We start from the raw sequence: 26,151 nt of genomic DNA, 5'->3' as shown, positions 1-26,151 counted from the left end.
CCNGGGAGCGGGCTTGCCCGCGATGGCGTCATTTCAGACAACCCATAACCAAAGGCTAGGCAACAGCAATCGCCCGCTCGTTATCCAGCGTCCTCTCTGCCAGCAGTAACCCCATCTCGCTCAACTGATAGATCGCCATCGCCAGATGCCGCGGCTTGTCGTCCAGGCTATCGGCCAGGTCGAGCAGCAGGATGCTGACCGAGGAAAAGGTCTCGTAGGTCTGGATGGCGATCGCCTCGGGGTTGATGTCCGGGTCGACCTTGAACATCTGCATGCCGCGATCGACGGAATTGCGTGACTTTTCAGCTTTGGGGTTGAGGTAGAAATCGAGGGCCCGGTGGGCGGCGTCGTGGAGTTTTTTTGAATCGACGGAAGCGTAGGGAGAGACCGGATCGGGTTGATCGGTCGGGTCCGTTGGATCGATGTCCAGCGGTGGATTTGGCGTTGGTTTTTTCATGTATGCGTACTCGTCATTGAGGCCACCATCTGGCTCGCGACTAAACGAGAAAGGGGTGGCGGCTGTAAGCAGGTTAGTCGACCGGGAGTACGTACCGGTGCGCCCTAGGGCGCCCTGCGAACAGCCACCATCGAGTGCGGGGATAGGGAATACCCGACTGGATGACGCTTATGCGCAACGTACTAAAGACCCCGGGCGACTAAACCCGGCCGCTGATTGGCAGCGACGGGAGTCAAGTTACGGGCCAACGCCAAAGCGCACAAGCCGGCGGATTCTGAGGGATTTGTAGGCAATGGCACAAGGCGTCGTAGCCCGCTGTTACGACTTGCAGGACGCTGCCGGACCGGGCTGTGGGAAGAGTTACCGTTTGTCGGGACTGTCAGAACTGTCAGGTGCATCGGTGGACAGGGCCGGCGTTGAATGGCGTGACAAACCTTCAAGCGGTCTCGCTCTCCAAAACTTTGCGGAGTCAATCATGGATATATCCGATGACGGCAAAAAAAAATCGTTCGACAACTCGTCTGGAGGGAAGTGCATCCTTGAAAATGTTGAAGAAAATATTGCCGCCGAGAATGTTGTGGACAGCTCTTTCCCTATCGATCCGGGAACATCGGAAAACGAATTTTCGATCACGGAGACGTTACATGCGTCGGATGATGGCTATTGGGCAGAACTCCAGGTTCGTTATTCATGGAATGGTCACGGTACTTCTTTTAACTGTACGGCAGTGCAATACAGGGCCAAAGATAATGGTCGGCGTGAAGGTAACGTGATCCTTATGTTCTACTCGTCGACAAGTGACTATTGGATCTCAGAGCTGACAGGTTCTGCCAAACAGGACGGTGAATGGCACTCTATCAGCGGGGGTGCAACTGTAGCGGGAAACTCGAAAGATGCCACGATTAGCTTTACGTATATCTACGACAGAAACAATACTTCGGATCCCAAGCTTAGGAAATCCATCTCCGTAACTTACCAGCCGCCCACGCCTGCATTCGCGCAGAATAAGCACTTTACCGCCTCAACTTTTGATGTGACAGGTACGGGAGGTTTAGCCTTCTCTGTTATGGTACTTGATGACGGAGCTGGAACGTTGGCAACGCGCTTACAGCCAATTGGCGAAACATGGTCAGTGCCGGTTACTGTTGCGGACCACGTTAACGCTCAGCGAATGCAGGCGTATCAGCAATTCAATGGTCGGAATTCGCCCCGTACCCCCTTTAAGTACATGTATCGAGCAAAGCTGACTTACCCAACAGCTGGGGCGATCGTGCCGATGAAGGACCTTGTTTACCAAGCCATCGGTGCGCCAGATTCGAAAATGTTCGCATTGAACTCCACGAATATTTATGAGAGCTGGTCTGATCAACACCCGGTTAATTCATCTGGTGTATGGCAAGGCGCATCGATCAGAGTTTTGCCCAGCGGAAATGCAGAAGTGAAAGTTCGTTTTTATGACAATCCAGATGTGTCTGCCGCCTATGATTACACCCGGTCGGTTGCTTTCAAAGTACTGGGTTACCCGCGAATTACTCTCCCCACAGCTGATTCGCTTCAGAACTCAAACTTTGACCTCAGTGGCGATAATGGATTGGCTCAAAGCAGGATCGTTGCTTATTACGATCTGACGGGCACTGCTGTCGGTGAAAACATTGTAAGAGCGGACGGTACCTGGACCATACCTGTGGCGGGCAGAGCGGGACTGGTTTCATTGGCGGTCGAACAATTTGCCGGAGGCAAGAGTTCCGGACGTGGAGCTTTACGAACATTCAAAATAAAACCCCCACAACCGAACAAACTGACGGAACAGGTCGATGACCAAGGCAACCTGACCCTGGGAGGTGGCGGATATATCGGCGCGAAGTTCGATCTTCACTTCGAGGGCCAAATGACGCCTTTCCACTCGTTTATCGTGACAACCTCTCCCTGGGCAGTGCACTTCTCCGATTGGGTACCGGGTACTGTGCTGGTCGGAGGTCGACAAAGTATGCCCGACAGTGCAGGGCAGCCGATCTATTCGGATTGGGCGCCGGCGAGCACCAGGGTCGTGATACCTGTTCCTCTCCCGACATTGAGTTGCAGAGTCGCTCCGGACGGCATTCCCACGTTCTTCGGTATGGGCAAGAAGTGGCCCGATCTTCCGGCCTCCTTAGTAGAGGTCCGGTTGAACAACGCATATACCGCAATCGTGCCGATCGTTGCAGTAGAAGCAGATTCGACTTGGTCCAGCACGGCAACTGCACGCTGGGCTCCTGGTACGTATCAGGTAACGGCCAGAATGCAGTTTTTAGCACTGCAATCAGGATGGGTTCAGCCGCCTGTTTCCGTGGTCATCCCCGCGCCCCTTGCCGAAATTAAAGAAGTGATTCTGAACGGCTTGTTTGCAACGGTCGTTGGCCAATGCTGGCCGGGAGCGGAGTTGACGATCAAGTTCGACGACAATTCCACCCCCCATCGGGTTACAGATACGGACAAGGACGGGCAATGGGACTTCCAGCGCCCCACGGCGTTTCGCCCCGGCAGGCACACGGTCACGGTCACGCAGACTTTCGGTGGGCAAACCTCCAACGAGGTGTCCATGGCCTTCGAGATAGTGGTGAGCGTACTGGTGATCACTCCGCCACCCGGAGGGGAAACGGATCATTTGCCGGTATTGCACGGCACTGGCGGGATCGACGGCTTCACGATCAGCGTTTACGATTTCTTGACCCACGACCTGTTGGGAGAGGCGCTTGCAACAGGAGATGCTTGGTCGGTGCCGATCAAGGAACTCGACTACCTGACCCACACTGTATTCGCCATACAGGTGCTGGACGACTTGCAATCGGTACCCAGCACTTCGGTCACTTTTAAAGTGGTGTTGTTTGCGCCAACGATCGACTTTCCCGAAACAGAAACATCAGTCCCTCGGACATTCGCGGTAGAAGGTTATGCCAGAGCGGGGAAAGGATTCGACCGGCCTGAGGTTGATGTGTACCTCAACGACGTTCCCCATCGTGTTTATCCGCATTTTGGGGATGGATATTTCAAACAATATTTCACACGGCCATTGGGGCCATGCGTACTTAAAGCCAAACAGTACTTCAAGGATCAGGTATCGCCATTTACCCAGGATGTAAAGATCACGATCGTTCCCGACAAACCACTCATTGAAACACCGGCCAGTGGTGAGGCTGTCGGACAGCATGCGCTGATCTGCGGGTTCGGATACGCGAAAGATGAAGTCGTGGTTGCCTTGCCTGATGGTATGGAGCTGGGGCGGACCGAGGTTCAGGCGGACGGGACGTGGTTTTGCCGGATCGAAATCCCAGAGGGCGGCACCGACCTTTCACTCGTCACCGAGCAGCGCAACGGTGAGTACCGCTCGGGTTGGTCTGAGCCCAGGTCCGTGCAGCGGCTTGCGGCCCCACCCACATTTGACGAACCGCCGGAGGGCAATTGGGAGCCAACAACGCCCGGATTCGCAGGCGTTGCTCTGCCGGAATCGCGGGTTGAAGTGGTCGCCTGGCACAACTCCGACGAGATATATGCCAAAGGGCTTGTGACCATTGGCGGACGTTGGGCCGGTGCCTCTGAGGGACATCTGCCTGCCGGCCCGCAATGGGCCCGTGCCGTGCAGGTCGTGGGTGGAAAACGCTCCATGCCCGCTGACAGCAAACGATTCGAAATAGCGCCATCTGACGAGCCGCCACAGCGTCATCCGAACCCCTAATGATCCGACCAATGGTCGCGTCTACTGTCAGTTATGACAGTAGACGCCGCCCGTGCGATGGCGCCAAATCCTTTGCAGGCACTATGCAAAATGCGCCGTTCCTTCACTGGAAACCGTTTCGGACCCAGGAGCATCAACATGAACCGCTCTCCCGCTCAGATCGCTCAGAAGATGTTCACGCAAGCGGTCGGTAAACCCAAACGCTCGTCCACGACGGCAATGACACGTTTTTTCAAGGAGGGGGGATCTGTCGTCGTGCTGGCGGAGAAAGGCGTCGACGGGTTGATGCACGACTATGGCCTGACCCGGCAACAGGCCGGCGAGTTCCAGCAGCGCCTCAATGTGCTGTCGACCGCGGTATTGCGGGAATTCATCGAGCACCAGTTGACCGCGAAAGACTCCAGGCCTGTCGCGCGCAAGGGGCTCAATAACGGTCCGACGTACGCCTTGTTGTTCAATCCGAACTTCGACGACTTGTGCCCGCCGGGTGCAATCGAAGCCATTCATTCGCCTGCGGCGTATCTGACAGCCCTGTTGCATTGGGCGTTGCATCGGCTGGGCGCGACCGATGGCACGGCTCTTCCGCTGGTTGACCGGCGTACGGACCTCGAAAAACTGTTGATCGATGTCAAGGCGGTTCATGGCGCAGTGTTGTCGGTGGACGTGATCAGCCGCATCATGGAGCGCTTCATCACCGCCACGCTGGGGTCCATTCCAAACCTTGACGAGGCGTTGAGCCAGAAGGCCTTTCCCCGTGAGCTGCCCTTTCACTGGCCCTGGGTCACGCTGGATCATGTACTGAAGGGGCATGGCGAATCGGTGGGTAGCGTGGTGCGTCTGTGCGATTTGCAGTATCCGTACTTTCTTCGTTCGGCACCGTGGAGCGACAAGTCGGATGACGCCCTCGTTCAAGCTACACGGTTGAGTCCATCACAGCGGACAATCCTGACCGAGGCGCCGCATTTTCCAGACGGAGCGGACGAGTTCTATCGGAAATACCTCGGTCTCAAGGATATTTCGGTGGGTAATCTGAGGCTCGTCGCCGTTTTCAATGAACGCATGAAACTGGATACGCCGGCGCTTGAGGCATTGCTTTCGATTCAAGGTTTTGCTCCCGTCCTGTCCGAAAATGCGCCGCCGATAAGCGCAGGCCCATACCCTGTAACAGGCCGGGATCATGGGACTGCGTTCATTAATGAGGCAAAGTACCCCCCCATCAGCGTCTTCAATACCGGCGTGGACCTGCTCAACCGTTTCGAGGATATGGAGCCCGACCGGGTTGACCGTGCCAATCGTATGGTACGACTGACTGACTGGTTGCGGTTGGCCAGTCACGAGACCGATCAACTGATCGTTGCGGCAATGCTCGCTGAAGTGCCCCAGCCGACCCCCTCTCGCTATTGGATCACAGCCAATACTCTGCGAGCTGTTGGCTTGTTCCAGGAATTGCGGGAGGACTTCGGATGCACCGCAGAAGACTTCGCCGCTTTTATCGGGCTGCTTTCCATTTTCGGGCGCGGTACGGAGCGTGCCCAATTCGATCGAATTTTCAACAGTGATGCCGCCAGCTCTCGTGCTTTGGTACTTGATGACCGATCCTTCCCGGTGATTCCCGTGACCGCTGCCGACCTGCTTACGGTCAAGCAATTGTGCGCGGGTCTGCGCACTGATCTGGAAACCTATTTTTACCTCGCCAACCTGATTGCCGCCGCTCATGGCCTGACTGAGCTCAAATGCAACTTGCCGATCGTGTCCAGTTTTTATCGCATGGTCAGGCTGCCCCGTTTGCTGGGGATGACTCCGATCGAGGCAATCCTGTTGTTGAACCTGACGGGAGGTCAGGTCTGGGTGAACACGCTGGCCGGCGTGCCGCAGATCAACAACCTGCAGTCAGCTGATACACCGGACGTATTGAGTGTGATCCATGCCTTGATGGATGGCGTGCAATGGGCTCAGAGCGTGCAGTTACCGGTGCATTGGGTGGTGCAACAAGCGACAGTCTGGCCACCGAACCGGCCCGATGAAAGACAGCTCACACTGTTCGATCAGTGGCGTCGGCAGGCCCCGGTGGCTCAGATGACGGAAGATGTACTGAAAATGGCCGGTATCGAGCCCTTGTCGAACAATCGCCAGTGGTTGCGGGCGTTGAGGGCGTTGGTTGACGAACGGGGACTGATTCGTGATTTTGTTGAATCAGCGGATCAGACCTACGAAGACCATGCCCGGGAAATGGCGGGGCGGGCCGTGGAGTTTGAGACGGGGAGCCTCAATACAGCTCTGGTGGAGCTGATTCTGGCGGTCGTGCTGCGTTGCCGCGCCAGTCAGAACAGTATGGTGCAGGAAGGGTTGGCTGCGTATAGCGGCCTGAGGCCGGATATGGTTCTGCAGGTGCTTGGCTGGTCCGGCGCCAATGTGCATTTCGTATTGGCTCAAGTGCTCGCGTTGCCGGAAACTTTCAAGGACAGCGGTACTGTGCTGCGGCGGGAAGACCCGCCGAGCGATCCTGTTCTGCAGGTGTTGGCCGAGTTCTCGAGGCGTAGCGCCGTGGTCGCGAGGCTGGAACTCAGCAGTGAATTTCTGAATCACTTCATCGCGACCGGGTATCGCGAATGGTTCGGTCTGAATTCGGTCGACGCATTCGACCATTCAACACTGTATTACCTGACAGTCTACAAACGTGCCCTGGGCATGAGTGATCGGCCGGAAACGAGACTGGTTGATTATCTGCGCCGCATTAACGCGTTGCCGGCCAACCTGAGCAACCACGGTCTTGAGCTGGTTCAGGAGCGTGCCGCGAAGTGGCTCGCCGAGCTGTTCAACTGGAGCGTGGATGAAGTGCGCATCTGCGCCGCCCATGTGAACCCGTCGAAAGGTCTGGTCGTGACCCTGCAACAGCTTGATGTGCTGACCCGTATTCGTTTGTTGGCCAAAAAGACCGGTCAGAGTGCCAGGACACTCCTCGAGCTCGGGAAGCTGCCACCGGACAGCAAATATGCCGACTATGAGCACGCCGCGGACCTTGTCAGAGCCAGCCTGACGACCACGACCGAACCGACTTATGCTGACGACGTCATGGCCGGGGAGCTGGACGTGATCGTGCGCTGGGCGACGGAGCCCGATCCCGTCAGGTTGATCGCCAACAAACCGGACGAATTTGCCGAATTTACCGTAACGGTAGAGAACCGCGAAGGCCTGGCGCGATTGAGCGTCAATGTTCATTGCGCCACCACGCTGGGCCGGTTTGAACCTTCAATGATCACCACCGGCGACGACGGCACGGCGAAGGTGAAGTTTTTCCCGGGCAGTCGGATGGGCAGCGTTACCCCCGTTTTCTGGCTGGATCTGGGTGAGGAAACGCCCGCACCGAGGATCGAGATCGGGCCGGATATGGCCACACTCCATTTGATAGCCCGAAACCCTTCCCCCATCCCCGACAGCACCGTGCTGATCGGAACGCCGGTGACCTGCCGCGCCATCGTCCTGGACGACTACGACAACCCCATCGCAGGCGCATCGGTGACCTGGACACTCGATCCGCTGCCTCAGGCTGAGATCAAGACTGTTACTGACCGGCAAGGAGGTACCGAGGTGACATTCACCAGTGCCGAGCCGCTTACCGTGAAGGTTACAGCGACGGCTGAAAACTCGACGGCCGTTAGGTTCCGCGATGTGACGTTTGTCGCAGCCCTTCCCGCGCGCCGACGAGTACCGACGCCCCGCAAACAACGCAAACAGTGACAGGAGACGGTGATGCTCAATAAAACTTCAGGTGAGCTGTCAGCCCTGCGTCGCAATGCGTTGATTGATTTCTGTCTTCACGCAAAGCATGAGAAGGCCAATCATCCCTTTCCGATGAATACCCAATCGGCGGATGACCTCTGGGAATGGCTGCGTTCCGACCCGCTGGACAGCGACGAGATTGAAACCTCGTGGGTGGCGGAGGCCGTGAGCTGTTTGCAGGCTTACATTCATGCGGTGTTCCAGAAACTCGAACCGGGGTACGACGGGCAGGAGTTCCATCCTGACCTTCTGGAAGAGTGGGGCCTCGCCCGCAGTTACGGGTCGTGGTCGGCAAGCACGCAGCTGGTGTTCATGCCTGAGGAATTCATCACGCCTTTTGCGCGCATCCGAAAAACCGGATTGTTCAGGGCTCTTGAGAGTTACGTGAATCAGACCTCGATCACTGACGATTCGGTGCTCAAGGGCGTGCAGCGTTACCTGCGCAGCTTTGAAGAAACCTGCGGTATGAACGTCTCGACCGGTTATCTGGACGGTGCCGATCCGTGGAAGGCGCGTTATTACCTGGTGGGCAGACAACGCATTGCGCCTTTTGGCTGGTTCTGGCGTGAAGCGAACATCGACCTCGCTGTCGATTCGCCATCGGTCAATCCGACGGCATGGGGTGAGTGGAAGTCTGCCGACATCCCCACCGATGACACCGTGCTGGACTGTCGGATGGTCTTTTGGGAGGGCCGGCCATGCATGGTCTGGGTCCAATGGCGTGAGGGTCTTTTCGATAAAACAGGTGAGATGCAGCGCCCCCACGAGCTGGAGGTCATGGTGGCGTTCATCGCGCTGGACGACAGCTGGTCGCCACCCATTCGCTTGCATCTGCTGCAGACTGACAAGGACGTGTCGAAGGGGTGCCGGTTGGTCGCGGTGATTCTCCGTGATGAGATCGATACCGAGTATCCCAAGGGCCGGCTGGCGGTGCATGTGACCAATGTCCAGCCCAAAGTTGGTACGTCGTCAGTGCAGTCTGTCGCGATCTATGAAACCCGTGACTCGCTGTTTCGCAAAGTGAAGGACGAAACGACGGTCATGGATTACCTGGCCAATCGCTTGTTTGTCGAGCGCCGTACGCTTCAGCAAAAAATGCGGCCGCAGTTGTTTCCGGCCGGTGACAGCCGGATCACCAACTCCGGCACGCTGGCGGAGTTCCTGGGGATCAAGGCTTATATCGTGCGTAACAGCCCTGCCGAACACTCGCTCTGGGTTCAGGGGTATTGTGCTCACGTCTCACATGGCGATGGCACAGGGATAGATTTCACGCTGGCCGTCAAGTTTTCCACTGGTAGCGACCCTCAGCCATTGACTGAAAAGTACCCGTCCTCCGGCGGATGGGCAACGAAATGGCTGGAAATCAAGCGGGCGGCGTTCAGCAGCATCACGATCACCGTGACGTTGACAGGTGCCGCAAACTACGGTGAGCGAACCCTCTTCCTGACGGTCCCCGCCACGCTCGGTGAGCATGGACCTCTGCCGTATATCGATGACACCGATACGAAGGGCGCCCAGTTTCTGGCCTTCAACCAACTGGCAACCGTTTTGCAATTGAAATACGTCCGGCTCAATACGTTGATCGGGCAAGAACTGGTGCAGCGTTCCAGTGTATCGATCTGGGCATTGCTTGACTGGGCGACGCAGTTTCCGAACGAACCGCCTCTGCCTGAAAACCAGATCGAGCCGAACGGTCCGTTCGATGGCGCCAATGGTCTGTTTTTCTGGGAGCTGTTTTTTCACTTGCCCCACCTGATTGCCGCCCGGCTGCGTGACGAGAACCGTTTTGAAGCGGCCCAGAGCTGGCTGCATTGCCTATTCAATCCTGAGAAGCCTGCGAAACCGGCGGAGGGTGATGTCCCGGCAAAACCACCATACTGGGGTTGCCGGCCCCTGGACGTGAAAAAAACCGACATCGCCCATGAAGCCTTCGCACCGGGGGATCCGGATGCCATTGCCTATTCATCGCCCTGGCATTACAAGATCGTGGTTTTCCTCGACTACGTGAGCAACTGCATCGCCTGGGGCGACTGGCTCTTTCGCCAGATGACGCGAGACAGCCTGACGGCCGCCAAGCTGCAGTATGTCCGGGCCAAGTCGCTGATGGGCGCCAGTCCGGATACACGTAGCGTCAATCGCTGGGAACCCAAAGAGCTCGGTGACCTCGTGAAGGAAATGTTGACCCGCCCGGCCCTCGCGGAGTTTGAAAAGACTTTGCGGTTGCGGGCGGAGGAGTTGCCGGTCAGGGCTGCACGCACTCGGTGTCCGAATGTAATCGGCACGTCTTCTTTCAAGCTCCCGGTCAGTTCGCGTTTGCTGAGACTCTATGATCAGCCTGGTCAGCGTATCGACAACATTCGCCATGGTCGGACAATCGACGGCAAGCTTGCCCCCATCCCTCTATTCACCGCCATGGATCCAAGGGAGTTGCTGAGCCGGCTGGCAGCCGGTAACGCGGGACCGGTGCGACCGATGGGCGGGCAGTTACGAGTGGCGGTCTGTCGCTGGAACGTACTGTTCGATGCAGCGTTGCAGATGGTGCAGCACCTGCAGGAGCTGGGGAACGAAGTGCAGCGTCTGCTTGAACATCAGGATCGTGTCCAGCAGGAGACGTTGCAGCAACGCCATTTGACTGAGCTTGGCGAATTCGCTCTTCGGGCACAGGAAGAATCCATAGCACGTGAGGTCGAGAGCCTTACGGCGCTGCAGCACAGCAGAACCATGGCCGAAGAGCGTGAGCTGCATTACGCCGATCTGTACGAAAAACACATTTCACCTGATGAGTCCCAAGTCATGGAATATGTCGAGGCTGCTTCTGGCCTCGCTTCTCTGGCCACCGGCTTTCAAATGGGGGCGGCGGTTATCCATGCGTTCCCCAAAATCTGGGGTACGGCCAATGGCGGTCAAGAGCCAGGTCACCTGTTAAGTGCGGTGGGGTTTGCCTTCCAGATTGGCGCGGACGTCCAGCGCGCCAAAGCTGATAAGACAGCCACCTCCGAAAGCTATCGTCGTCGCCGAGAGGAATGGCGGTTGCTGCGCAATCAGGCGATTACTGAAAAAGATGCGATCAGTGCCCAGATTGCTGGCCAGGAACGGGCCATCAATGCAGCAAGGATCAATCTGGAACACACCCTTGCCGCGAATGACCAGGCGTTCAAACTGTTCGAGTTCCTGCAGACCCGAGCGACCAATCAGGAGCTTTACCAGTGGCTGATGGGGCAAGTGCAGACCTTGCACTTTCAGGCGTATGACGCCGCTGTTGCACTGTGCCTGAGCGCTCAGGCAGCCTTGCGAGCGGAAACCTGTGAGTTCGACGCTTATCAACTGGACATCGATGTCTGGCGCGACCAGCGTCGCGGCTTGACGGCTGGCGCGACATTGCAGGCCAGTCTTTTGCGAATGCGGTCGGAATATCTGCAACGTAATGAGCGACGCCAGGAGATCGTCAAGACCGTTTCACTGCAACAGCTGTTCGATGATCCTGCGACCCGGCAGAAGGGTTTTGACAACTGGACGGAAGCGCTGGATCACTTGCTGGCGACGGGCACACTGGATTTCGAGCTTACCCAGCTGCTGTTCGACCGCGACTACCACGACCATTACTGTCGTCAGATTCTTCGCGTTGAAGTCACTTTGCCGGTGCTCACCGGGCCTTTCGAAAATGTGGTGGCGAACCTGATACAGGTCGGCAGCTATATCGCCACAAAACCGTCGAGCGAATCGCTGGAGTATCTGCACTCCGGAGAGGGCGTGGCGCCGGTCGATGTGCTGATCAACCTGAGCAGCGGGCAGCAGGTTTCCCTGTCCTCTGGGCTGGACGACATGGGCATTGTCTCTCTCAGAGCTGACGAAGGCATGACGCTGCCGTTCGAAAACACCGGTGCCGTATCGCGCTGGCAGATGGTATTTCCCTGGCACCTGAAGCAAGAGCCGATGCTGCTGTCGCTGACCGATATCGTGATCAAGGTGTTTTACACCGCCAAGGTCGGGGATCTGGCTTTTTCCAAAAAAGTGCAGGAGCTGGTTAACGAGGCTGAGCGCAAGGTCGCGGCCAAGGGGACGCAATCATGAGCGAGAGAAGCATCGATACGGATCACAACTTAGTGAAGAACGGCTATATGACCGAGGGCTACGCCGCCTGGGAGGATGTGCTCAATCCGGGCGATGTCGCTATCCGAACCGACAAGTGGGGAGACGAAATCGTATCGATCATGACACTCGCCAATCGCGCGGCGGTTCGGCAGAGGATAATCGTGCCGATCGGACAGCAGGCTGAGGTTCGTTATAGCCTGCGTGTTCTCTACGAGAACACCTATTTGTCATCCGCCGCACGAGTGGTGCTCAATAAAAAGGGCAGTGACGAAAAGCTGGAAATCCAATTGCCGGCGAAGGCAGAGTTGCGGGATGCCGACCCTTTGGCGGTTGATCTGACCGAAATTCAGAAGGATCTGCCGGAAGCGTTGGGTTTGCGAGCAGGTGATGAACTGGAGATCAATATGAGCAGCCCGGCGAGGGCTGCGGGTGACCCCAGCTCTGCGGAAATTCGTCTGACCGGAATAGAAATAAAACTGAATCTTCCGGCGCTGACGTTGGAGGCAGTCATCAATGATGGCAAGCGATTCGGCAAGGACAGTGTTCTGCCGGTCTGCCTGGGTGCTACCGGTAATCAACGTCACAGGGTTTCTTTTGTGGTTGAGCCGCAGAGCGTCTGGAAAAATCTGGAGGCCAGCCTGTGGCTGGACGATAACCCGCTGGAGGCCATTACCGCTGAGCCCGAGTTGGGGAAATCTCAGAGCATCAATCTGGACTGGCTGCTGGATTGTCCGGAGCTGACAGGCAAAGAACCTTATGAACTGAAAGCAAAGATCTACAGCAAATACTCGGCGCCAGCGTATTCACTGTTGGTTTCCTGGGGGCATCATCTCCTGGAATTGCTGGCGCTCAAACAGGCCGAGACGGATCCGGTCATCGAGTACAACCAGTCGGTGGAGCTGAAGGTTCAGGTCATATCCTTCTATACCCACGCACCGGTGGAGAGTGAGGTGATCTGGCGGGAAGACGGCAAGGGGGGGAAGGTTTTGCACCGGGGCCCTACCGATGCTCAAGGCCGGTCGACGTTTGTTTACACGCCAACCGAGGAGGGGGTACGCAGGATTGTCGCCTCGGTGGCCAGTCTTTTGTCCGACAATGGCGAAGCGACGCATACATTCGAGGTTCGAGCGTTTGCGAGTGATCCGTTCAAAACCTTACAGGCTCGGTTCAATGTCGGGCCCCCGGCCCTTTGGGGGGCGAAAACTCGCTATCCGGAGCGCGGTGAGCCATTCCCTGTCAATCTGGATATTCCTGCGGAACATCCTCTGAGCGCCGCCAGGTTTTTCCTGAACTGGGCAAATGGTGATTCACAAGAGGACGTCGGAGCAACCGCTCAACCGAACTTCGGGGCTCCTGCGCCTGTAGTTGACGGTACAGTCCTCTGGACAACGACCTTCGAGGACAAGCGCGACGGCCTGTTTGATTGGGTTCTCGGTTGTTCCAGGTTGCAGCATTTATCCCGTAGCAATGCCATGTCGCTGGCTTACAACAGAGTCGAGATCGGCAAGACCTGGGGGCCGAACAAGTTGCCGATGGTGGACGAAAGCGAAATCGTCACCTGCATGGTGAATGTGCAAAAGGGCGACAGACAGCCTGTCAGTAACGTAAAAGTCGAGTTTGAAACACCGAAGGGTACAGTCACATCCCTCACGGGCGTGGATGGCTGGGCAAGCGTGGATTACTTGCCCGCCAATGCCGGTGACCAGAATATCGTCGCGCGGGTACAGCGCCACGAAGACGCGCCAGTGGATGAACATTCATTCGCCGTCAAAGCTTTGCCCACCAGCGCATGGAAAGGGCAGGTCAACTTTTCTTTGGACGGGAAACCGATCGATCGACTGATTCAGGGTGTGGTCTGTCGGCGTGGCAGAGCTCACAAGCTGCGGATTGATCCCGTTGCGAACAGCAGCTTTATCGGCAAGTCGATTGCACTGCACTGGAATGCAAATACGCCCCCTTTACTGGGGTTTCAGCTGGACCCGCAAGTCGATGTTCCTCGGGTCATGACTATTTCCGGCCTTGAGTGGGACATCACCTCGGGCACCGATCTCAGCGGGTTCTCGACATTGGCGTTCAGCAGTTCCCATTTGCCGGAAAAGTGTGAGTTTCCCTTGCGGCTGCTGGCCGCCGATCTCGCCAGTGAGGTCCGGGCGATGCTTGATCATGTTTCAGTTGAACCGGGTAAAGACACGTTGTATCCCTGCCTTTGGGCTATCCACAAATTCGCACTTATGCCAAACGGGGTCAGTGCGTTGCACGGACTGACGGTGAAATCCGCCATTTCACCGATTCCACCTGGTCTGGTGATCGATCCCCCGCTGTCAACCGATCTTGTCATGACGGCGGGGGGCGCACGCAGGGAGCTGAATTTTTCCAATAGTTCGGACAATGCAGTGATGACATTGACCGAGACCGTCATGGTCGGTGATGAGCCGCTGACGGCGCAGACCCAATTGAGGTTGGGTCACAATAAGATCAAATCGGTTGCCGCTCTCGGGCCGGCCATTGATCCGATATTGAGCAAGGGACAGCGAGCGCGAGTGCAAGCGCAGTTCTACTCGGCATTTGCTGATCGGCCGGTTAAGTCTTCACTGATTGAATGGCGAGTGGGGAGTGCAGGCCCAGTCAACGTACCGACAGATTCAGATGGCTGGTCAGTGCATGAAGCACAGTCGCAGAGCGCGGGTATCAGTGCGGTAGGAGCGACTGTGCTCAATCTGTACGATCAAACAAAGGCCGAGCAGCATTTTGAACTCAAGACCTTGCCGTTCGATCCGTGGGCAAGTCTGCGGTTGGTCACCGATTCATCCGATCATCTTTGGGGGCAACGTGCTCTGTTCCCGAGGCGCGGTGAACTGTTCAGCTTTGACCTACAGGCCGATGACGACAATCCCTTGCGCAGTCAACGGCTGGCTGTCGGCCTGAGTCATCCTGGCCCGAGCGAGCTTGGACTGGAGTTCACTGAGGCATTGGGTGAGTTCCGAGACTGGACGAACGAGGGGCTGAATTGCTCGTTCAGTGCCGGCGATATCAAGGACGGCAGCGTGTCCGTCCGATTGGCCGCCAGCCGTTTGCTGGAACTGTCTCCTCCTCAACCCATGTCTTTGGGTCCCCAGGCTATTGCTGCGCGTATCAATGCGAGTGCCGGTGTGTTTCAGACTGTCAATTGGGGGAAATCTGTTGTTTGCGAAGTTAGGTTGACGAGTGCGTTGACCAGCAAGTCAATGGCAAACATGCGGGTCAAGTGGGAACGGCCGGAACATGAGGCGACGTTTACGACCACTGATTATCGGGGCATGACGTGGATCAGCTTCGTCCCCGGTTTTCCTGGTCCAGGTGCAGTGCGTACGTCGGTCGCGGGGGGCGCTGACTCGGCGTTTGTCGATTTCCATTACGAGATGAATGAACCTTGCCAGATTGAGGTCTTGTCAGCCGACGTGACGGAGGGAACTCCGGGGACGAAAGTTACAGCACTCATCGTTTTGGTGTCAGCCATCAGCGGCAGGAGTTTGAAAGGCGTCGAAGTGGAATGGGCGTTCCTCGACCTTTCCATCCCGCCGACGAAAACCGACGAAAATGGGGAAGCCAAGGTGTCGTTCAGATTACCAGGCTTCAACAAAGCGGTCCTTCGCGCAACCGTGAAAGGTGGTATTGCCGGTTGGAGTGTCAAACAAATCGAGTTCAAAGGGGTGCCAAATGTCTAATGTTTCCGTTACTTCTGAGACCTGGTTGCAGAATTTCAGACCCTACGTGAATGGCACAAAAGTAAGATGGCCCGACCTGTATTTGTCTCTGATGACGGGAGAGTGCATCGATCTGACGCTGGAGTTTGAATACAGCTATTTGATTGGCGATCCGGAGTCCCCTTTGAAGTTGTGTTGTGAGCCGGACGCGGAGTCGTTGGGGCTGGTGTGTGATCCGCCTTTTGGGCAACTGGTGGAAATGAAGGAAGGACTTATCGAACTGACTTGGCATATTTGTGCCCGCAAGACATCCGGTGCACCGTTTGAACTGCATTTTGAGATGCCTTTTTATGAGGGCATGCCGAGTTCTCCGCCAGTTCCGGGGAGAGTTGTTAATCTGATAACAGAGTTGGAGGTTAAATTCGACAATATGTCGACTGCTTTCGGGGGGCAAGCTTATGGCTGTCATGGTGCAAGGCATTTGCTGAAAGTAATGCCAGTCGGTGAAAGTCTGCTAAATGAGCGAGTTCGACTGCTGAGGACTGTGCCGGCCGGTGTGGAAATTTCACCCGCAGAGTCAATGCCTCAAACGCTGTCGGCGGCGGGAGCAAATTGGACAATTGATTGTTTACGAAGTACTGAAGATGGGGAGATTGAGGTTCGACTGGAGTTTATGGATTTGGGTTTTGAATCGAATTCGCTGTGCTTTAAGTTGGGCCATTACTTGGTAGAAGCTAAACATTGGGAAACGGATTATTGGGATTCGAAAACGTATTCCATTCGTGCGACTTCTGTTTTTTTAGGAACCCCGGCGGCTGGCGTTCAAGTGAGGCTCAATGGAGTGGATTATGAAAAAACCGACAAGTATGGTGAAGCGCACAAGACGGATGGAGAGGGTGGTTGGGTTTCTTTGTCCATAAAAAATTATTACGACGGAAGTTATGTGTGAACGAGTGTGACGAGGCAGGCGTATTGCTTTAAAAATCTCAGGAAGTTTGTTAAGGAAGAGGTGCTTAATGTCAAGTTATTCACTGTATTCATCCTGGGGGGCGAACCTTAGGCCGCATTTTGAAGGTGTGCGATACAGATGGCATGATCTGGTATTGAACCTGGTAGCGGGGAGTTGTTACAGGTTGACCTTGGAGTATGATGAAAGTCATATGGAGGATGATCCCGAATCATCCATTGCTTTGCATTGTGTACCGGGTACCGCTTTAAGTGGGATCGAGTTTTCCCCTCCAGAGATACAATTGGTGGAACTGGTGGGGGATCCAGACAATTTCAGCAGCGTAACATGGACAATTTCAACGGAGCATGCCCATCCTGGACCGTTCCATATTTACTTCTCAATGCCTCTTTACGTCGGGATGCCTGATTCGCCGATAATTTCAGGGAGTATCGAAAGCCTGACCATCGCCGCATTGACATGCGATGATCCGGTCACTTATACCGGATATGATGTGACCGCCCAGACCTTAGTGCTTGCTTTTCCAAGTAATCAAGCAGTAGCAGGAGTTTCACTCAAGTGTTCTTATGCGGGACAATCCTTGCCTGATGCTGTTACCGATGAAAATGGAGTCGCGTCATTCACATTCAAAGCAACGGATGTTGGAACGTACGATTTGGTGGTTACCTCGGCGGGCGGTTCCCCTGATTCAAAGTCTCTGCCAATTGTGGTCCAGGCATTGCAACCTGCAAGAGTTTACAGAGTGACTGCCTATCCACTCACTCTGCGCATTGGAGAGTTTTCCAGTATTACGGCGACTGTACGAAATGTGCTTACTCAACAGCCTTTGGAGGGGAGAAAGGTGCATTGGAGGGTAGACGATCAAGAGTTCGATATGAGCTATACGAATTCATTGGGGAAGGCGGAGACGAACTGGGTTGCTACAACATCCGGAACGGTAACGATTTGGGCTTATGTGTATAACCAGAGCAACACCGAGGTGGGCTCGGTTGATTTGAATGTTCTATAAGCAGACAGCGTAAGACCAAGAGAATTGCTCCTCGCTTACAGTAAACCTGCTTTTTTCCAGCCCAGATATCGAGACGCGAGTTTTGTACTCAAATGCTCTGGAGGCGTGTCGAGCACAGCTAATCCATGAGTGTTCAATCGCTGTTGAATGTTGGCTCTGGCGTTCAGGTAGTCCACGGTTGCACAGTAAGTGAGCGCTTCCTGCAAGGTATTTACCGCCGGCAGGTGCGAGGGTTCAACAGCTGCTTCCTGCAGACTGACCACCAGTACTTGATGGTGCTGGCCAAGATGTCTAATGGCATTGAGCAATTCACTATCGTCCTCACCTTGCACATTGGTCACCAACACCACCAGCGCCCGCCGCTTCTGCCTCGCCAGCAACTGATTCACCGCCGCCGGATAATCCGCCGAACGCCGCGTGCTATCCAGATCGTAAACACCGTTGAGCAACACCTTGAGCTGCCCCGCACCTTTGACCGGTGCAATAAACCGCGGCTGATCACTGGCAAAGGTCATGAATCCCACCGCATCCCCCTGTCGCAAGGCCACATAACTCAACAGCAGACACGCATTCAACGCCTGATCAAAATGCGACAGTTCCCCATCCTGACTGCGCATCTGCCGCCCGCAATCGAGCATGAAAACAATCTGTTGATCCCGCTCGTCTTCGTACTCCCGGGCAATCGGTGTGCGATGGCGGGCGGTGGCTTTCCAGTCGATCTGGCGCAGGCTGTCGCCTTCGCGAAATTCTCGTAGTTGGTGAAATTCCATTCCCTGGCCACGGCGTTGGCGCTGGCGCACGCCGAGCCGGCTCAGCCAGTTGTCGACCGCCAGCAGCTGGCCGTCGTAGAGGCGGGCGAAGTCGGGGTAGACGCGGGTCTGGTCGGTGATGTTCAGCAGGCGTTTGCCGAACCACAGGCCGAAGGGGCTCGGCAGGTTGAGCTCGCAGGTTTCGAAGCTGAAGTGGCCGCGCTTGAGCGGGCGCAGGCGGTAGCCGATCAGGCTGCGCTGGCCGGGTTGCAGCTCGGTGGCGAGCGGCAGGTTTTCAAAGTCCAGGCCATCGGGGATGTGATCGAAGATTTGAATCTCCAGTGGTTGCGGGAAGTCGTGTTCGACCTCCAGCCGCACTTCGCTCCAACGACCGAGGGCCAGGCTGCCGGGCATTTGTCGGTGTACCCGAGGCGATGGCAGGCGCCTGAGGCGCAGTGCGTCCAGCAGGCTCAGCGCAAACAGCGCCAGCAACAATCCCCAGTTGATCGACAGCAGGCTCGATGGCACCTCGACATCCAGCGCCTGCAACGCGCCCAGCACAATGCCGATGGCCAGCAGGATCGCCAGCCAGATCAACAGCAGGCGCGAGGGTTTCACAGGCGTGGCGCCGGGATCTGGTCGAGCAATTGCTGAAGGACTTGATCGACTTGCAGCCCTTCGATGTCCAGCTCCGGTGCAAGGCGTACACGATGGCGCAACACCGCCAGTGCGCAACCCTTGATGTCGTCGGGAATCACGAATTCACCGCCGCGCAACAGGGCCCTGGCGCGGGCGCAACGCACCAGTGCAATAGAGGCGCGCGGTCCGGCGCCGAGGCTCAGTCCCGGCCAGGTGCGGGTGCTGCGCGCCAGACGCACGGCGTAATCGAGCACCTGATCGTCCAGCGGCAGATCGCTGGCGATGCGTTGCAGGGCTTGCACGTCCTTGGCCTGCAACACGGTGCGCAGCGGTTGCACATCGAGCATGTCGGCGCGGGTCGAGCGGCTGACCTGACGCACCATGTCCAGCTCCTGGTCGGCGTCGGGGTAATCCATGCGCACCTTGAGCATGAAGCGATCAAGCTCGGCTTCCGGCAGGGGATAGGTGCCTTCCTGTTCGATCGGGTTCTGCGTGGCGAGCACCATGAACGGTTGAGCAATCGGCAGGGCCCGGCCTTCGAGAGTGACCTGACGTTCCTGCATCGCTTCGAGCAGGGCGGCTTGCGTCTTGGCCGGGGCGCGGTTGATCTCATCGGCCAGCAACAGGTGGGTGAACAGCGGACCTTTGCGCAGTTTGAATTGTTCGGTCTGCAGGTCGTAGACAGCGTGGCCGGTGACGTCGCTGGGCATCAGGTCCGGGGTGAACTGAATGCGCGCGAACTCGCCGCCGAAGCACTTCGCCAGGGCGCGTACCAACAAGGTTTTGCCGAGGCCGGGAACGCCTTCGAGCAGCACATGGCCGCCGGCGATCAGCGCGGTCAGCACATCGTCGATCACCGGGTTCTGGCCGATCAGCGCCTTCTGCAATTCGCCGCGCACCGCCTGGGCCAACTGGCTGGCGCGCTGGCGTTGCTGAGCCACGTGGCTGGGTGAGCCGGGTTCGATGTGTTCGGTCATAGCGTGTTCCTCAAGGCTTGCAGGTGGGCGACCTGACGGCAGAATTCGGCGCTGGACATGCGCCGCTTCGGTGCCGGGCTCAGGGCCTGGCTGATGGCACGGGTTGGTTGGCGGGTCAGGCGCGACAGCACCAGCCATTGTTCGGCGACATTCAGTTGGTCGAAACCGGGATGACGGTGACGGGCACGGCGCAGGACGTCCTGCTGCAACGCTTGCAGCAAGGTCTGCTGGCCGTTGTGACGCAGGACGAAATCGGCACTGGCGCGCAGGTGTTCCATCAACTGCCGACGACCGCTGGGGGCGGTCGCCTGCACCGGGCCGTGACGCACGCCGACATGCCACAGCCACAGGCCGATCAACGCCAGCAAGGCGACGATGGCCTGCGGGAAATAGCGCCAGAGCAAGGTCGGCAGACCGTCGTGTTCGGTGTTGTACAACAAGGTCACGGCGGTGTCGGCGCTGAGGTACCAGAGCAGCCAGGCATTGTCGTGCTGCGCAATCGCCGGGGTTTTCCACAGATCGGCATCGGTGACCACGGTGATCGTGCCGAGGCCGAAAGCCAGTTGCATCATGTGCGTGGCTTTCGCGCTGTTGGCCCAGGCCTGGGCGAGGTTTTTCGGGTCGTCGATGTGGAACGTGGTGTCGAATCCGGCGTAGGCGGGTGCGTCTTCGTCTTCCAGATAGAGTTTGGTCAGATTCGGGAACGGGTCTTCGGCAGCATCCGGCGGCGGATCCTTGAGATCCTTGCTGAAGGATTGACGCAGTTGCACGCGGTCGAGCAGCAGGTCGTTGCTCTGGCCGGTCTTTTCATCCCAGATCGATTCGGCGACGAACACCAGCCTTCCGCCGGCCCGGGCCCAGTTCAATACCTGGTCAACCTGACGCGGAGTCATTTTCGAGCGGTCGTTGAACATCAGCAACGTGTGCTGGCGCGGATCGATTTCAGGTAGCACGGCAAGGCTTTCGGCATGGCTGACGTCGATCCCGCGCTCGCGCAGAAACATCTCCGCCGCCAGATAAGGGTTGACTTGCGCAGCGGGAGACGGGCCGTGATCGACCTCGGCCTGGTAAGGCGTGGCCTTGAGGTACAGATAAATGCCCAGCACAGCGAGCAGGGCGACGATCAGCGCACCGCCCAGAAGCCAGAGCGCGCGCCGGTTCAACGGGCGGCTCCGTGGCCGAACAGGGAGCGCCAGCCATCACACAATTCCTGTTGCAGATGTGCCGCCGGTACGCGGTGCCCGTAGGCCATGTTTTGCCAATGGCCGGTGAGGTGACGGCTATAAGTGAGCAGATCCGGACGTTGCAACTGTTCGATCCGGGCCAGCACTTCGTTTTCGGTATCGGCGGGTTTCAGGGTCAGGTTGAAATCGTGCAATAGATGACTGAGCAGTGCCCGGTACAAAAGCCCCAATGCCGCACGCGGCTCGGTTTGCCAGAGCTGTTCCGCGTGGCTGGCGATGTCATCCGGCAGGCTTTCCTTTTGCAGATCCAGACCGAAGGCTTGTTGTGGCAAGGGCCTTTTGGTCTGTTCGGGCAAGCGCGGACGGCGGCCGACGAAGGTTTGCAGAAAGTCCCGATAACGCCAGATCAGCCAGCCAGCCCCGGCGATCGCCGCGCCCCACAGCACGACTTCGATCGCCTTGGCCAGGCCGTCGAGGTGTCGACCGTCCAGCCACTTGAGCAGGGTTTTCAACCATTGCGGTGCTTCACTTTCCCTGGCTTTTTCGGCGGCAGCGGGATCTTCGCCGAAGCGATAACGGGTGACGGTTTCCTTGTTCTTGAACGGCGGTTGTTCGAGCAAGGCCTTGATGCTGTCGCGTGATGCCTCGCTGGTCAGCGGCTGATTCAACAGACGCGGTGCATCAGGCGCAGTGACAGGTTCGGCAGCCCAGGCTGAGGGCAACCCCGGCAACAGCAGACACATCACCAGCAGCAAGCCGATTGCGCTGCTGTTCAAACGCTGGCGCAAGCGCCGGAACACCAGCTCGATGTCCCAGGCTTCGAGGACGGTGCGGCGGTTCAGATACAGGCTGAACCCACAGGCGACATACACCGGTTCCCAGATCACCAGGATCAGCGCATAGAACGCATTGGTCAGATGCTCCAGCCAGCGCCATTCGTAGTCGGCGGCGAAGATTAGGCTTTGCCAATCCCAATCGGTTTCTACCTGTTGCGGCAGCAGCAGGTAGAACAACACCATCAGGCCGATCCACAGCGCCGTTTCCAGATGCACGCCGATGATCGTCAGCCATTGCGCGGCGCCGGCATTGCGTTGCAGCAGCACCTGTAAACGCTGCTGGCGAGCGGTGCCGTCGAGGCCTTCGAGTTGCAGCACCGGCAGCAGGAAGCTGCGGCTCAGGCTGAAGCGACGCCAGGTCAGGCTGGCCAGGAGTTGCGGCTTGAGCAGGCGCGGCCATTGGCGCAAGGCCTGTTTCAAGGTGGGTGTTTCGCCGAACAGCGCCTTGGACAGGATGTACAGCGGCAAGCGTTCGTAGGCCGGTTTCAGCCACCAGAAGATGAACACGGCGAGTGACGGTGAATCCCACAACAACAGGCTGAGTATTGCGAACAGCGGCAGGGTGACGAGGGCCCAACTGGTCATCAGCAGGCGCCGGTGCTGCTGGCTCATGAGCACGCCCAGGTCCATGGCTTCCCAGGTGGTGCGCGGACGGATTGCCACGGTTGCGTCACTCAGGCGCATGGCGGGTCCTTCCGGCGAACAGCAGATAGAGCGCCACGCAGAGCCAGAGCCCGGCGCCGACCAGGTATTTGGTCTGCGGCGAAACCCCGGTGCGCGACGACCAGTAGGCTTCGATAAACGCGGCGATCAACAGGAACAGCATCACGCCACAGATCAGCAGGATGCTCCGGCGCGCCGCAATCTGCAGCGCCTCGATTCGTGTAAGGCGTCCCGGCGCAATCAACGCCCAGCCCAGTTTCAGCCCCCCCGCACCGGCCAGAACAATCGCACTGAGCTCAAATGCCCCGTGCCCGATCACGAATGACCAGAAGGTCTGGCCGAAGCCGATTTCACTCAGGTGCCCGGCCACCGCGCCGATGATCAGGCCGTTGTAGAACAGGAAAAACGCGCTGCCCACTCCCAGCAGCAAACCACTGGCGAAGGTCTGAAAGGCAATGCCGATGTTGTGCATGATGTAGTAGCCGAACATCACCCAGTCTTCGCTCGCCGCGCGTTCGGCCGAACGCCCGAGGTGGCCGGCGACCGGGTCGTACATGCTTTGCATCTCGCGGACCTGCTCGGCCGGGATCAGGCTGTAGATCAATTCGGGACTCAGATACACCAGCACCCCGAAACCGATCAGGCTGCCGAAGAACAGCAGAGCGGCGGCCAGCACGAAGCGCCATTCGGCGCGCACCAGTTGTGGAAAACCGGCCAGGATGAAACCCGGCACGTTCGCGCCGATCCGGCTGCGATGCCGGTAAAGCTGTTGATGACCGCGCAGCACTTGCTGTTGCAGGGAGTCGACCAGAAAACTGCTGTAGCCGCGTTCCTGCGCCAGGGCCAGATGCTGGCAGAGGCGCCGATAAGCCTTGGGAAATTCCGCCACCTGCGAGGTGCCCTTGCCGCGTTCCAGGCGTTCGAGAGCCAGCGTGAAACGCTCCCATTCGGCCTTGTGGCGGGATTCGAAAAGGCTTTGCTTCATGTCGGCCCCAACAGGCCGCGAGCGATGCCGTTGAGCTCACCGACGGCTTTCGGCGCGCTGATGTGCAGTGGTTGAGTGAGCAGTGCAGCGAGTTCATTGACCCGCGCCGTCGAAAGCTCGCCCTGGCGCTCGGCGAAAGCGAGCAGGGCACGTTGTTCAGTCTGGGTCAGCGGGATCGGCGAACGACGGGGTTCGGCATCGGGTAATTGCGGGCGCTTGAGCGGGCGTTCGCTGTAGATCACCAGCGTGCCGGCCGCGATGTCGCCGAGGCGTTTGAAGGTCGGGTGTTGCAGGCAACTGATCGCACCGAGGAAATAGCCGAACGGCATCAGGTCGACAAAGCGCAGCAGGTTGCGCAACAGGGAGGCCGGCCAGCCGACCGGCGTGCCATCGTCGTGCACCACCCGCAGGCCCATCAATTGTTTCCCCGGCGAGCGACCCTGACGCAGTACTTCGAACAGCACCATGTACCACCAGCTCACCACGAACAGCAACAGTGAGCCCAGGCCGATGCCGAGCTTGCCGAACAGCGCCAGCACCATGAGCAGCAGGCCCAGAAGCAGCCCGCGCAACCCCAGATCGATGGTGAACGCCACGGCGCGCACCATCAGGCCGGCGGGACGCAGCGGCAGGTCGATGCCTTCCGGCGTTTCGACCTGGTGCCGCGTGTCCAGTGGCGGGGCCAGCGGTGCTTTCCTTGGCGGTGCTGTGGTCTCGAGCATGGGCTACCTGATGTTGCCGGATCGGGATGCAAGTGCGTCCGATGCTAGCAGTCTCTCGGGGGGAAACGACATAACTATGTCATACACATCCTTCAACCAAAGGTGACTGAATGATGCGGCGCTGGCCGCGACGGCGCTTGAACGCCTAGACTTTGCCGATCTTCAGTTCAGGAACCGCCCGTGACTTCCATTTTCTGGTACGACTACGAAACCACCGGCATCAATCCCCGATGCGACCGCCCGTTACAGGTGGCCGGGATCCGCACCGACCACGAACTCAACGAAATCGACGCGCCGGTCAATCTCTACTGCCAGCCCAGCGAAGACATCCTGCCGCACCCGGCGGCGTGCGCAATCACCGGCATCACGCCGAGTCGTCTCGCCGAACAAGGCTTGAGCGAAGCCGACTTCATGACCCGGGTTCATTCTCAGCTCGCCGCCCCCGGCACCTGCGGCGCGGGATACAACACCTTGCGCTTCGACGACGAGATGACCCGCTACAGCCTGTACCGCAATTTTTTCGATCCCTATGCCCGTGAGTGGCAGGGCGGCAACAGTCGCTGGGATCTGATTGATGTAGTGCGCGCCGCCTACGCATTGCGCCCCGATGGTCTGGTCTGGCCGACGGATGATGAAGGCCGGGTGACGCTCAAGCTCGAACGCCTGACCGCTGCCAATGGCATTGATCACGGCAACGCGCACGAAGCCTTGTCGGACGTGCGCGCCACCATTGCTCTGGCCCGGTTGATCCGCGAGAAGCAGCCGAAGCTGTATGACTGGCTGTTCCAGCTGCGCAGCAAACAGAAGGTGATGGACCAGATTCGTCTGTTGCAGCCGATGGTGCACATTTCCGGTCGCTTCTCGGCTGCGCGCAGTTATGTCGGCGTGGTGCTGCCGCTGGCCTGGCATCCGCGCAACAAGAACGCGCTGATCGTGTGTGATCTGCACCTGGACCCGCAGGGGCTGCTCGACCTGGATGCCGAAACATTGCGTCAGCGCCTGTATACCCGGCGTGACGAACTGACCGAAGGCGAGTTGCCGGTGCCGCTCAAGCTAATTCACATCAACAAGTGCCCGGTGGTGGCGCCGTTGTCGGTGTTGCGTGCTGACGATCAGCAGCGCCTGGGTCTGGACATGGCGTTGTATCAGGCGCGCGCCTTGCGACTAAGTGACGCACAACAAGTTTGGAAAGATAAAGTCTCGGCGATTTATGCCAGCGAAGATTTCACCTCGAGTGAAGATCCCGAACAACAGTTGTACGACGGATTTATCGGTGATCGTGATAGTCGTTTATGTGAGCAAGTGAGGGCGACCGATCCTGGCCAATTGGCGCGAGAGCAATGGCCGTTCGATGACGAACGTTTGCCTGAATTGTTGTTTCGATATCGAGCACGTAACTTTCCCGATACGTTGAATTTCGAAGAGCAAGAGCGCTGGAGAATCTTTTGCCGGCAGCGCTTGTCCGAGCCGGAGTGGGGCGCGCCTAATACCTTGAAATCTTTTGCCCAGGCCATGGAGCAATGGCTGCTTAGTGCTACGCCGATGCAGGCCGAGGTGTTGGTTGAATGGCAGAACTATGTCCAGGCATTGCGCAAACGTTTGGATCTTTGAAATCGAACATGTCCGGCGCTTGAATGCCGGGCATAAAAAAACGCCAGCATTCGCTGGCGTTTTTTTGTGTCACAGAAGCGCTCTG

14 protein-coding genes are annotated in these 26,151 nt (G+C 57.7%); 7 read left to right on the top strand and 7 right to left on the bottom strand.

All coding sequences use genetic code 11. The features are described 5' to 3' along the window. Window positions 1-55: 55 nt before the first annotated feature. Entirely contained in the window at window positions 56-457 is a 402-nt protein-coding gene (locus tag ACTJK7_RS06045; protein WP_108563105.1) for a DUF6124 family protein, read from the bottom strand. Window positions 458-932: 475 nt separating this feature from the next. Here ACTJK7_RS06045 and ACTJK7_RS06040 point away from each other — a divergent pair, with 475 nt between their 5' ends. From ACTJK7_RS06040 to ACTJK7_RS06015, 6 genes are all read left to right on the top strand, one after another. Continuing rightward, a complete protein-coding gene (locus tag ACTJK7_RS06040) occupies window positions 933-4,169 on the top strand; it encodes a hypothetical protein (RefSeq protein ID WP_323151293.1) in 3,237 nt (1,078 codons plus the stop codon). Window positions 4,170-4,307: 138 nt separating this feature from the next. After that, window positions 4,308-7,907 (top strand): Tc toxin subunit A, encoded by a 3,600-nt coding sequence (locus tag ACTJK7_RS06035; protein ID WP_159085227.1) that lies wholly within the window; start codon window positions 4,308-4,310, stop codon window positions 7,905-7,907. Window positions 7,908-7,919: 12 nt separating this feature from the next. Next, entirely contained in the window at window positions 7,920-12,020 is a 4,101-nt protein-coding gene (locus ACTJK7_RS06030; RefSeq protein WP_108563102.1) for a neuraminidase-like domain-containing protein, read from the top strand. Continuing rightward, window positions 12,017-15,745 (top strand): hypothetical protein, encoded by a 3,729-nt coding sequence (locus tag ACTJK7_RS06025; protein WP_323151292.1) that lies wholly within the window; start codon window positions 12,017-12,019, stop codon window positions 15,743-15,745. The genes ACTJK7_RS06030 and ACTJK7_RS06025 overlap by 4 nt, the downstream gene beginning before the upstream one ends. Next, window positions 15,738-16,673: a hypothetical protein gene (locus tag ACTJK7_RS06020; protein ID WP_108563100.1), complete on the top strand. Its 936-nt coding sequence runs from the start codon at window positions 15,738-15,740 to the stop codon at window positions 16,671-16,673. The genes ACTJK7_RS06025 and ACTJK7_RS06020 overlap by 8 nt, the downstream gene beginning before the upstream one ends. A 190-nt stretch (window positions 16,674-16,863) precedes the next feature. Continuing rightward, window positions 16,864-17,700 carry a carboxypeptidase-like regulatory domain-containing protein gene (locus tag ACTJK7_RS06015; RefSeq protein WP_159085226.1) on the top strand — a complete coding sequence of 279 codons (837 nt, stop codon included), beginning with the start codon at window positions 16,864-16,866 and terminating at the stop codon, window positions 17,698-17,700. A 35-nt stretch (window positions 17,701-17,735) separates the two neighbouring features. Here ACTJK7_RS06015 and ACTJK7_RS06010 read toward each other — a convergent pair whose 3' ends face one another. Genes ACTJK7_RS06010 through ACTJK7_RS05985 form a run of 6 tightly spaced genes read right to left on the bottom strand, consistent with a single transcriptional unit; the run spans window position 17,736 to window position 24,455 of the window. Continuing rightward, entirely contained in the window at window positions 17,736-19,067 is a 1,332-nt protein-coding gene (locus tag ACTJK7_RS06010) for a DUF58 domain-containing protein (protein ID WP_108563099.1), read from the bottom strand. Next, window positions 19,064-20,065: an AAA family ATPase gene (locus ACTJK7_RS06005; protein WP_108563098.1), complete on the bottom strand. Its 1,002-nt coding sequence runs from the start codon at window positions 20,063-20,065 to the stop codon at window positions 19,064-19,066. Before ACTJK7_RS06005 ends, ACTJK7_RS06010 begins: the two co-directional genes overlap by 4 nt. Beyond that, on the bottom strand, window positions 20,062-21,228 hold the full coding sequence (locus ACTJK7_RS06000; RefSeq protein ID WP_108563097.1) for a DUF4350 domain-containing protein: 1,167 nt from the start codon (window positions 21,226-21,228) through the stop codon (window positions 20,062-20,064). The genes ACTJK7_RS06005 and ACTJK7_RS06000 overlap by 4 nt, the downstream gene beginning before the upstream one ends. Next, window positions 21,225-22,769, bottom strand: coding sequence for a DUF4129 domain-containing protein (locus tag ACTJK7_RS05995; RefSeq protein ID WP_108563096.1), 1,545 nt, complete (start codon window positions 22,767-22,769; stop codon window positions 21,225-21,227). Before ACTJK7_RS05995 ends, ACTJK7_RS06000 begins: the two co-directional genes overlap by 4 nt. Continuing rightward, window positions 22,756-23,733: a stage II sporulation protein M gene (locus tag ACTJK7_RS05990; protein ID WP_108563095.1), complete on the bottom strand. Its 978-nt coding sequence runs from the start codon at window positions 23,731-23,733 to the stop codon at window positions 22,756-22,758. Before ACTJK7_RS05990 ends, ACTJK7_RS05995 begins: the two co-directional genes overlap by 14 nt. Continuing rightward, window positions 23,730-24,455: an RDD family protein gene (locus ACTJK7_RS05985; RefSeq protein WP_440779846.1), complete on the bottom strand. Its 726-nt coding sequence runs from the start codon at window positions 24,453-24,455 to the stop codon at window positions 23,730-23,732. The genes ACTJK7_RS05990 and ACTJK7_RS05985 overlap by 4 nt, the downstream gene beginning before the upstream one ends. A gap of 180 nt (window positions 24,456-24,635) precedes the next feature. Between ACTJK7_RS05985 and sbcB the strand changes: the two genes are divergently transcribed. Then, entirely contained in the window at window positions 24,636-26,066 is a 1,431-nt protein-coding gene (gene sbcB / locus ACTJK7_RS05980) for an exodeoxyribonuclease I (RefSeq protein ID WP_108563093.1), read from the top strand. Window positions 26,067-26,151: the final 85 nt, after the last annotated feature.

Source organism: Pseudomonas sp. 22085 (assembly GCF_052045815.1).
Taxonomy (GTDB): Bacteria; Pseudomonadota; Gammaproteobacteria; order Pseudomonadales; family Pseudomonadaceae; genus Aquipseudomonas; species Aquipseudomonas glycinae.
This window is presented reverse-complemented; position numbering and strand designations above follow the sequence as displayed.

What these genes read in the sequence shown, in the direction of transcription:
- ACTJK7_RS05990 (WP_108563095.1), bottom strand. Translation starts at nt 23,733, where the DNA reads ATGAAGCAAAGCCTTTTCGAATCCCGCCACAAGGCCGAATGGGAGCGT.
- ACTJK7_RS05995 (WP_108563096.1), bottom strand. Translation starts at nt 22,769, where the DNA reads ATGCGCCTGAGTGACGCAACCGTGGCAATCCGTCCGCGCACCACCTGG.
- ACTJK7_RS06020 (WP_108563100.1), top strand. Translation starts at nt 15,738, where the DNA reads ATGTCTAATGTTTCCGTTACTTCTGAGACCTGGTTGCAGAATTTCAGA.
- ACTJK7_RS06030 (WP_108563102.1), top strand. Translation starts at nt 7,920, where the DNA reads ATGCTCAATAAAACTTCAGGTGAGCTGTCAGCCCTGCGTCGCAATGCG.
- ACTJK7_RS06045 (WP_108563105.1), bottom strand. Translation starts at nt 457, where the DNA reads ATGAAAAAACCAACGCCAAATCCACCGCTGGACATCGATCCAACGGAC.
- ACTJK7_RS06040 (WP_323151293.1), top strand. Translation starts at nt 933, where the DNA reads ATGGATATATCCGATGACGGCAAAAAAAAATCGTTCGACAACTCGTCT.
- ACTJK7_RS06035 (WP_159085227.1), top strand. Translation starts at nt 4,308, where the DNA reads ATGAACCGCTCTCCCGCTCAGATCGCTCAGAAGATGTTCACGCAAGCG.
- ACTJK7_RS06025 (WP_323151292.1), top strand. Translation starts at nt 12,017, where the DNA reads ATGAGCGAGAGAAGCATCGATACGGATCACAACTTAGTGAAGAACGGC.
- ACTJK7_RS05985 (WP_440779846.1), bottom strand. Translation starts at nt 24,455, where the DNA reads ATGCTCGAGACCACAGCACCGCCAAGGAAAGCACCGCTGGCCCCGCCA.
- ACTJK7_RS06005 (WP_108563098.1), bottom strand. Translation starts at nt 20,065, where the DNA reads ATGACCGAACACATCGAACCCGGCTCACCCAGCCACGTGGCTCAGCAA.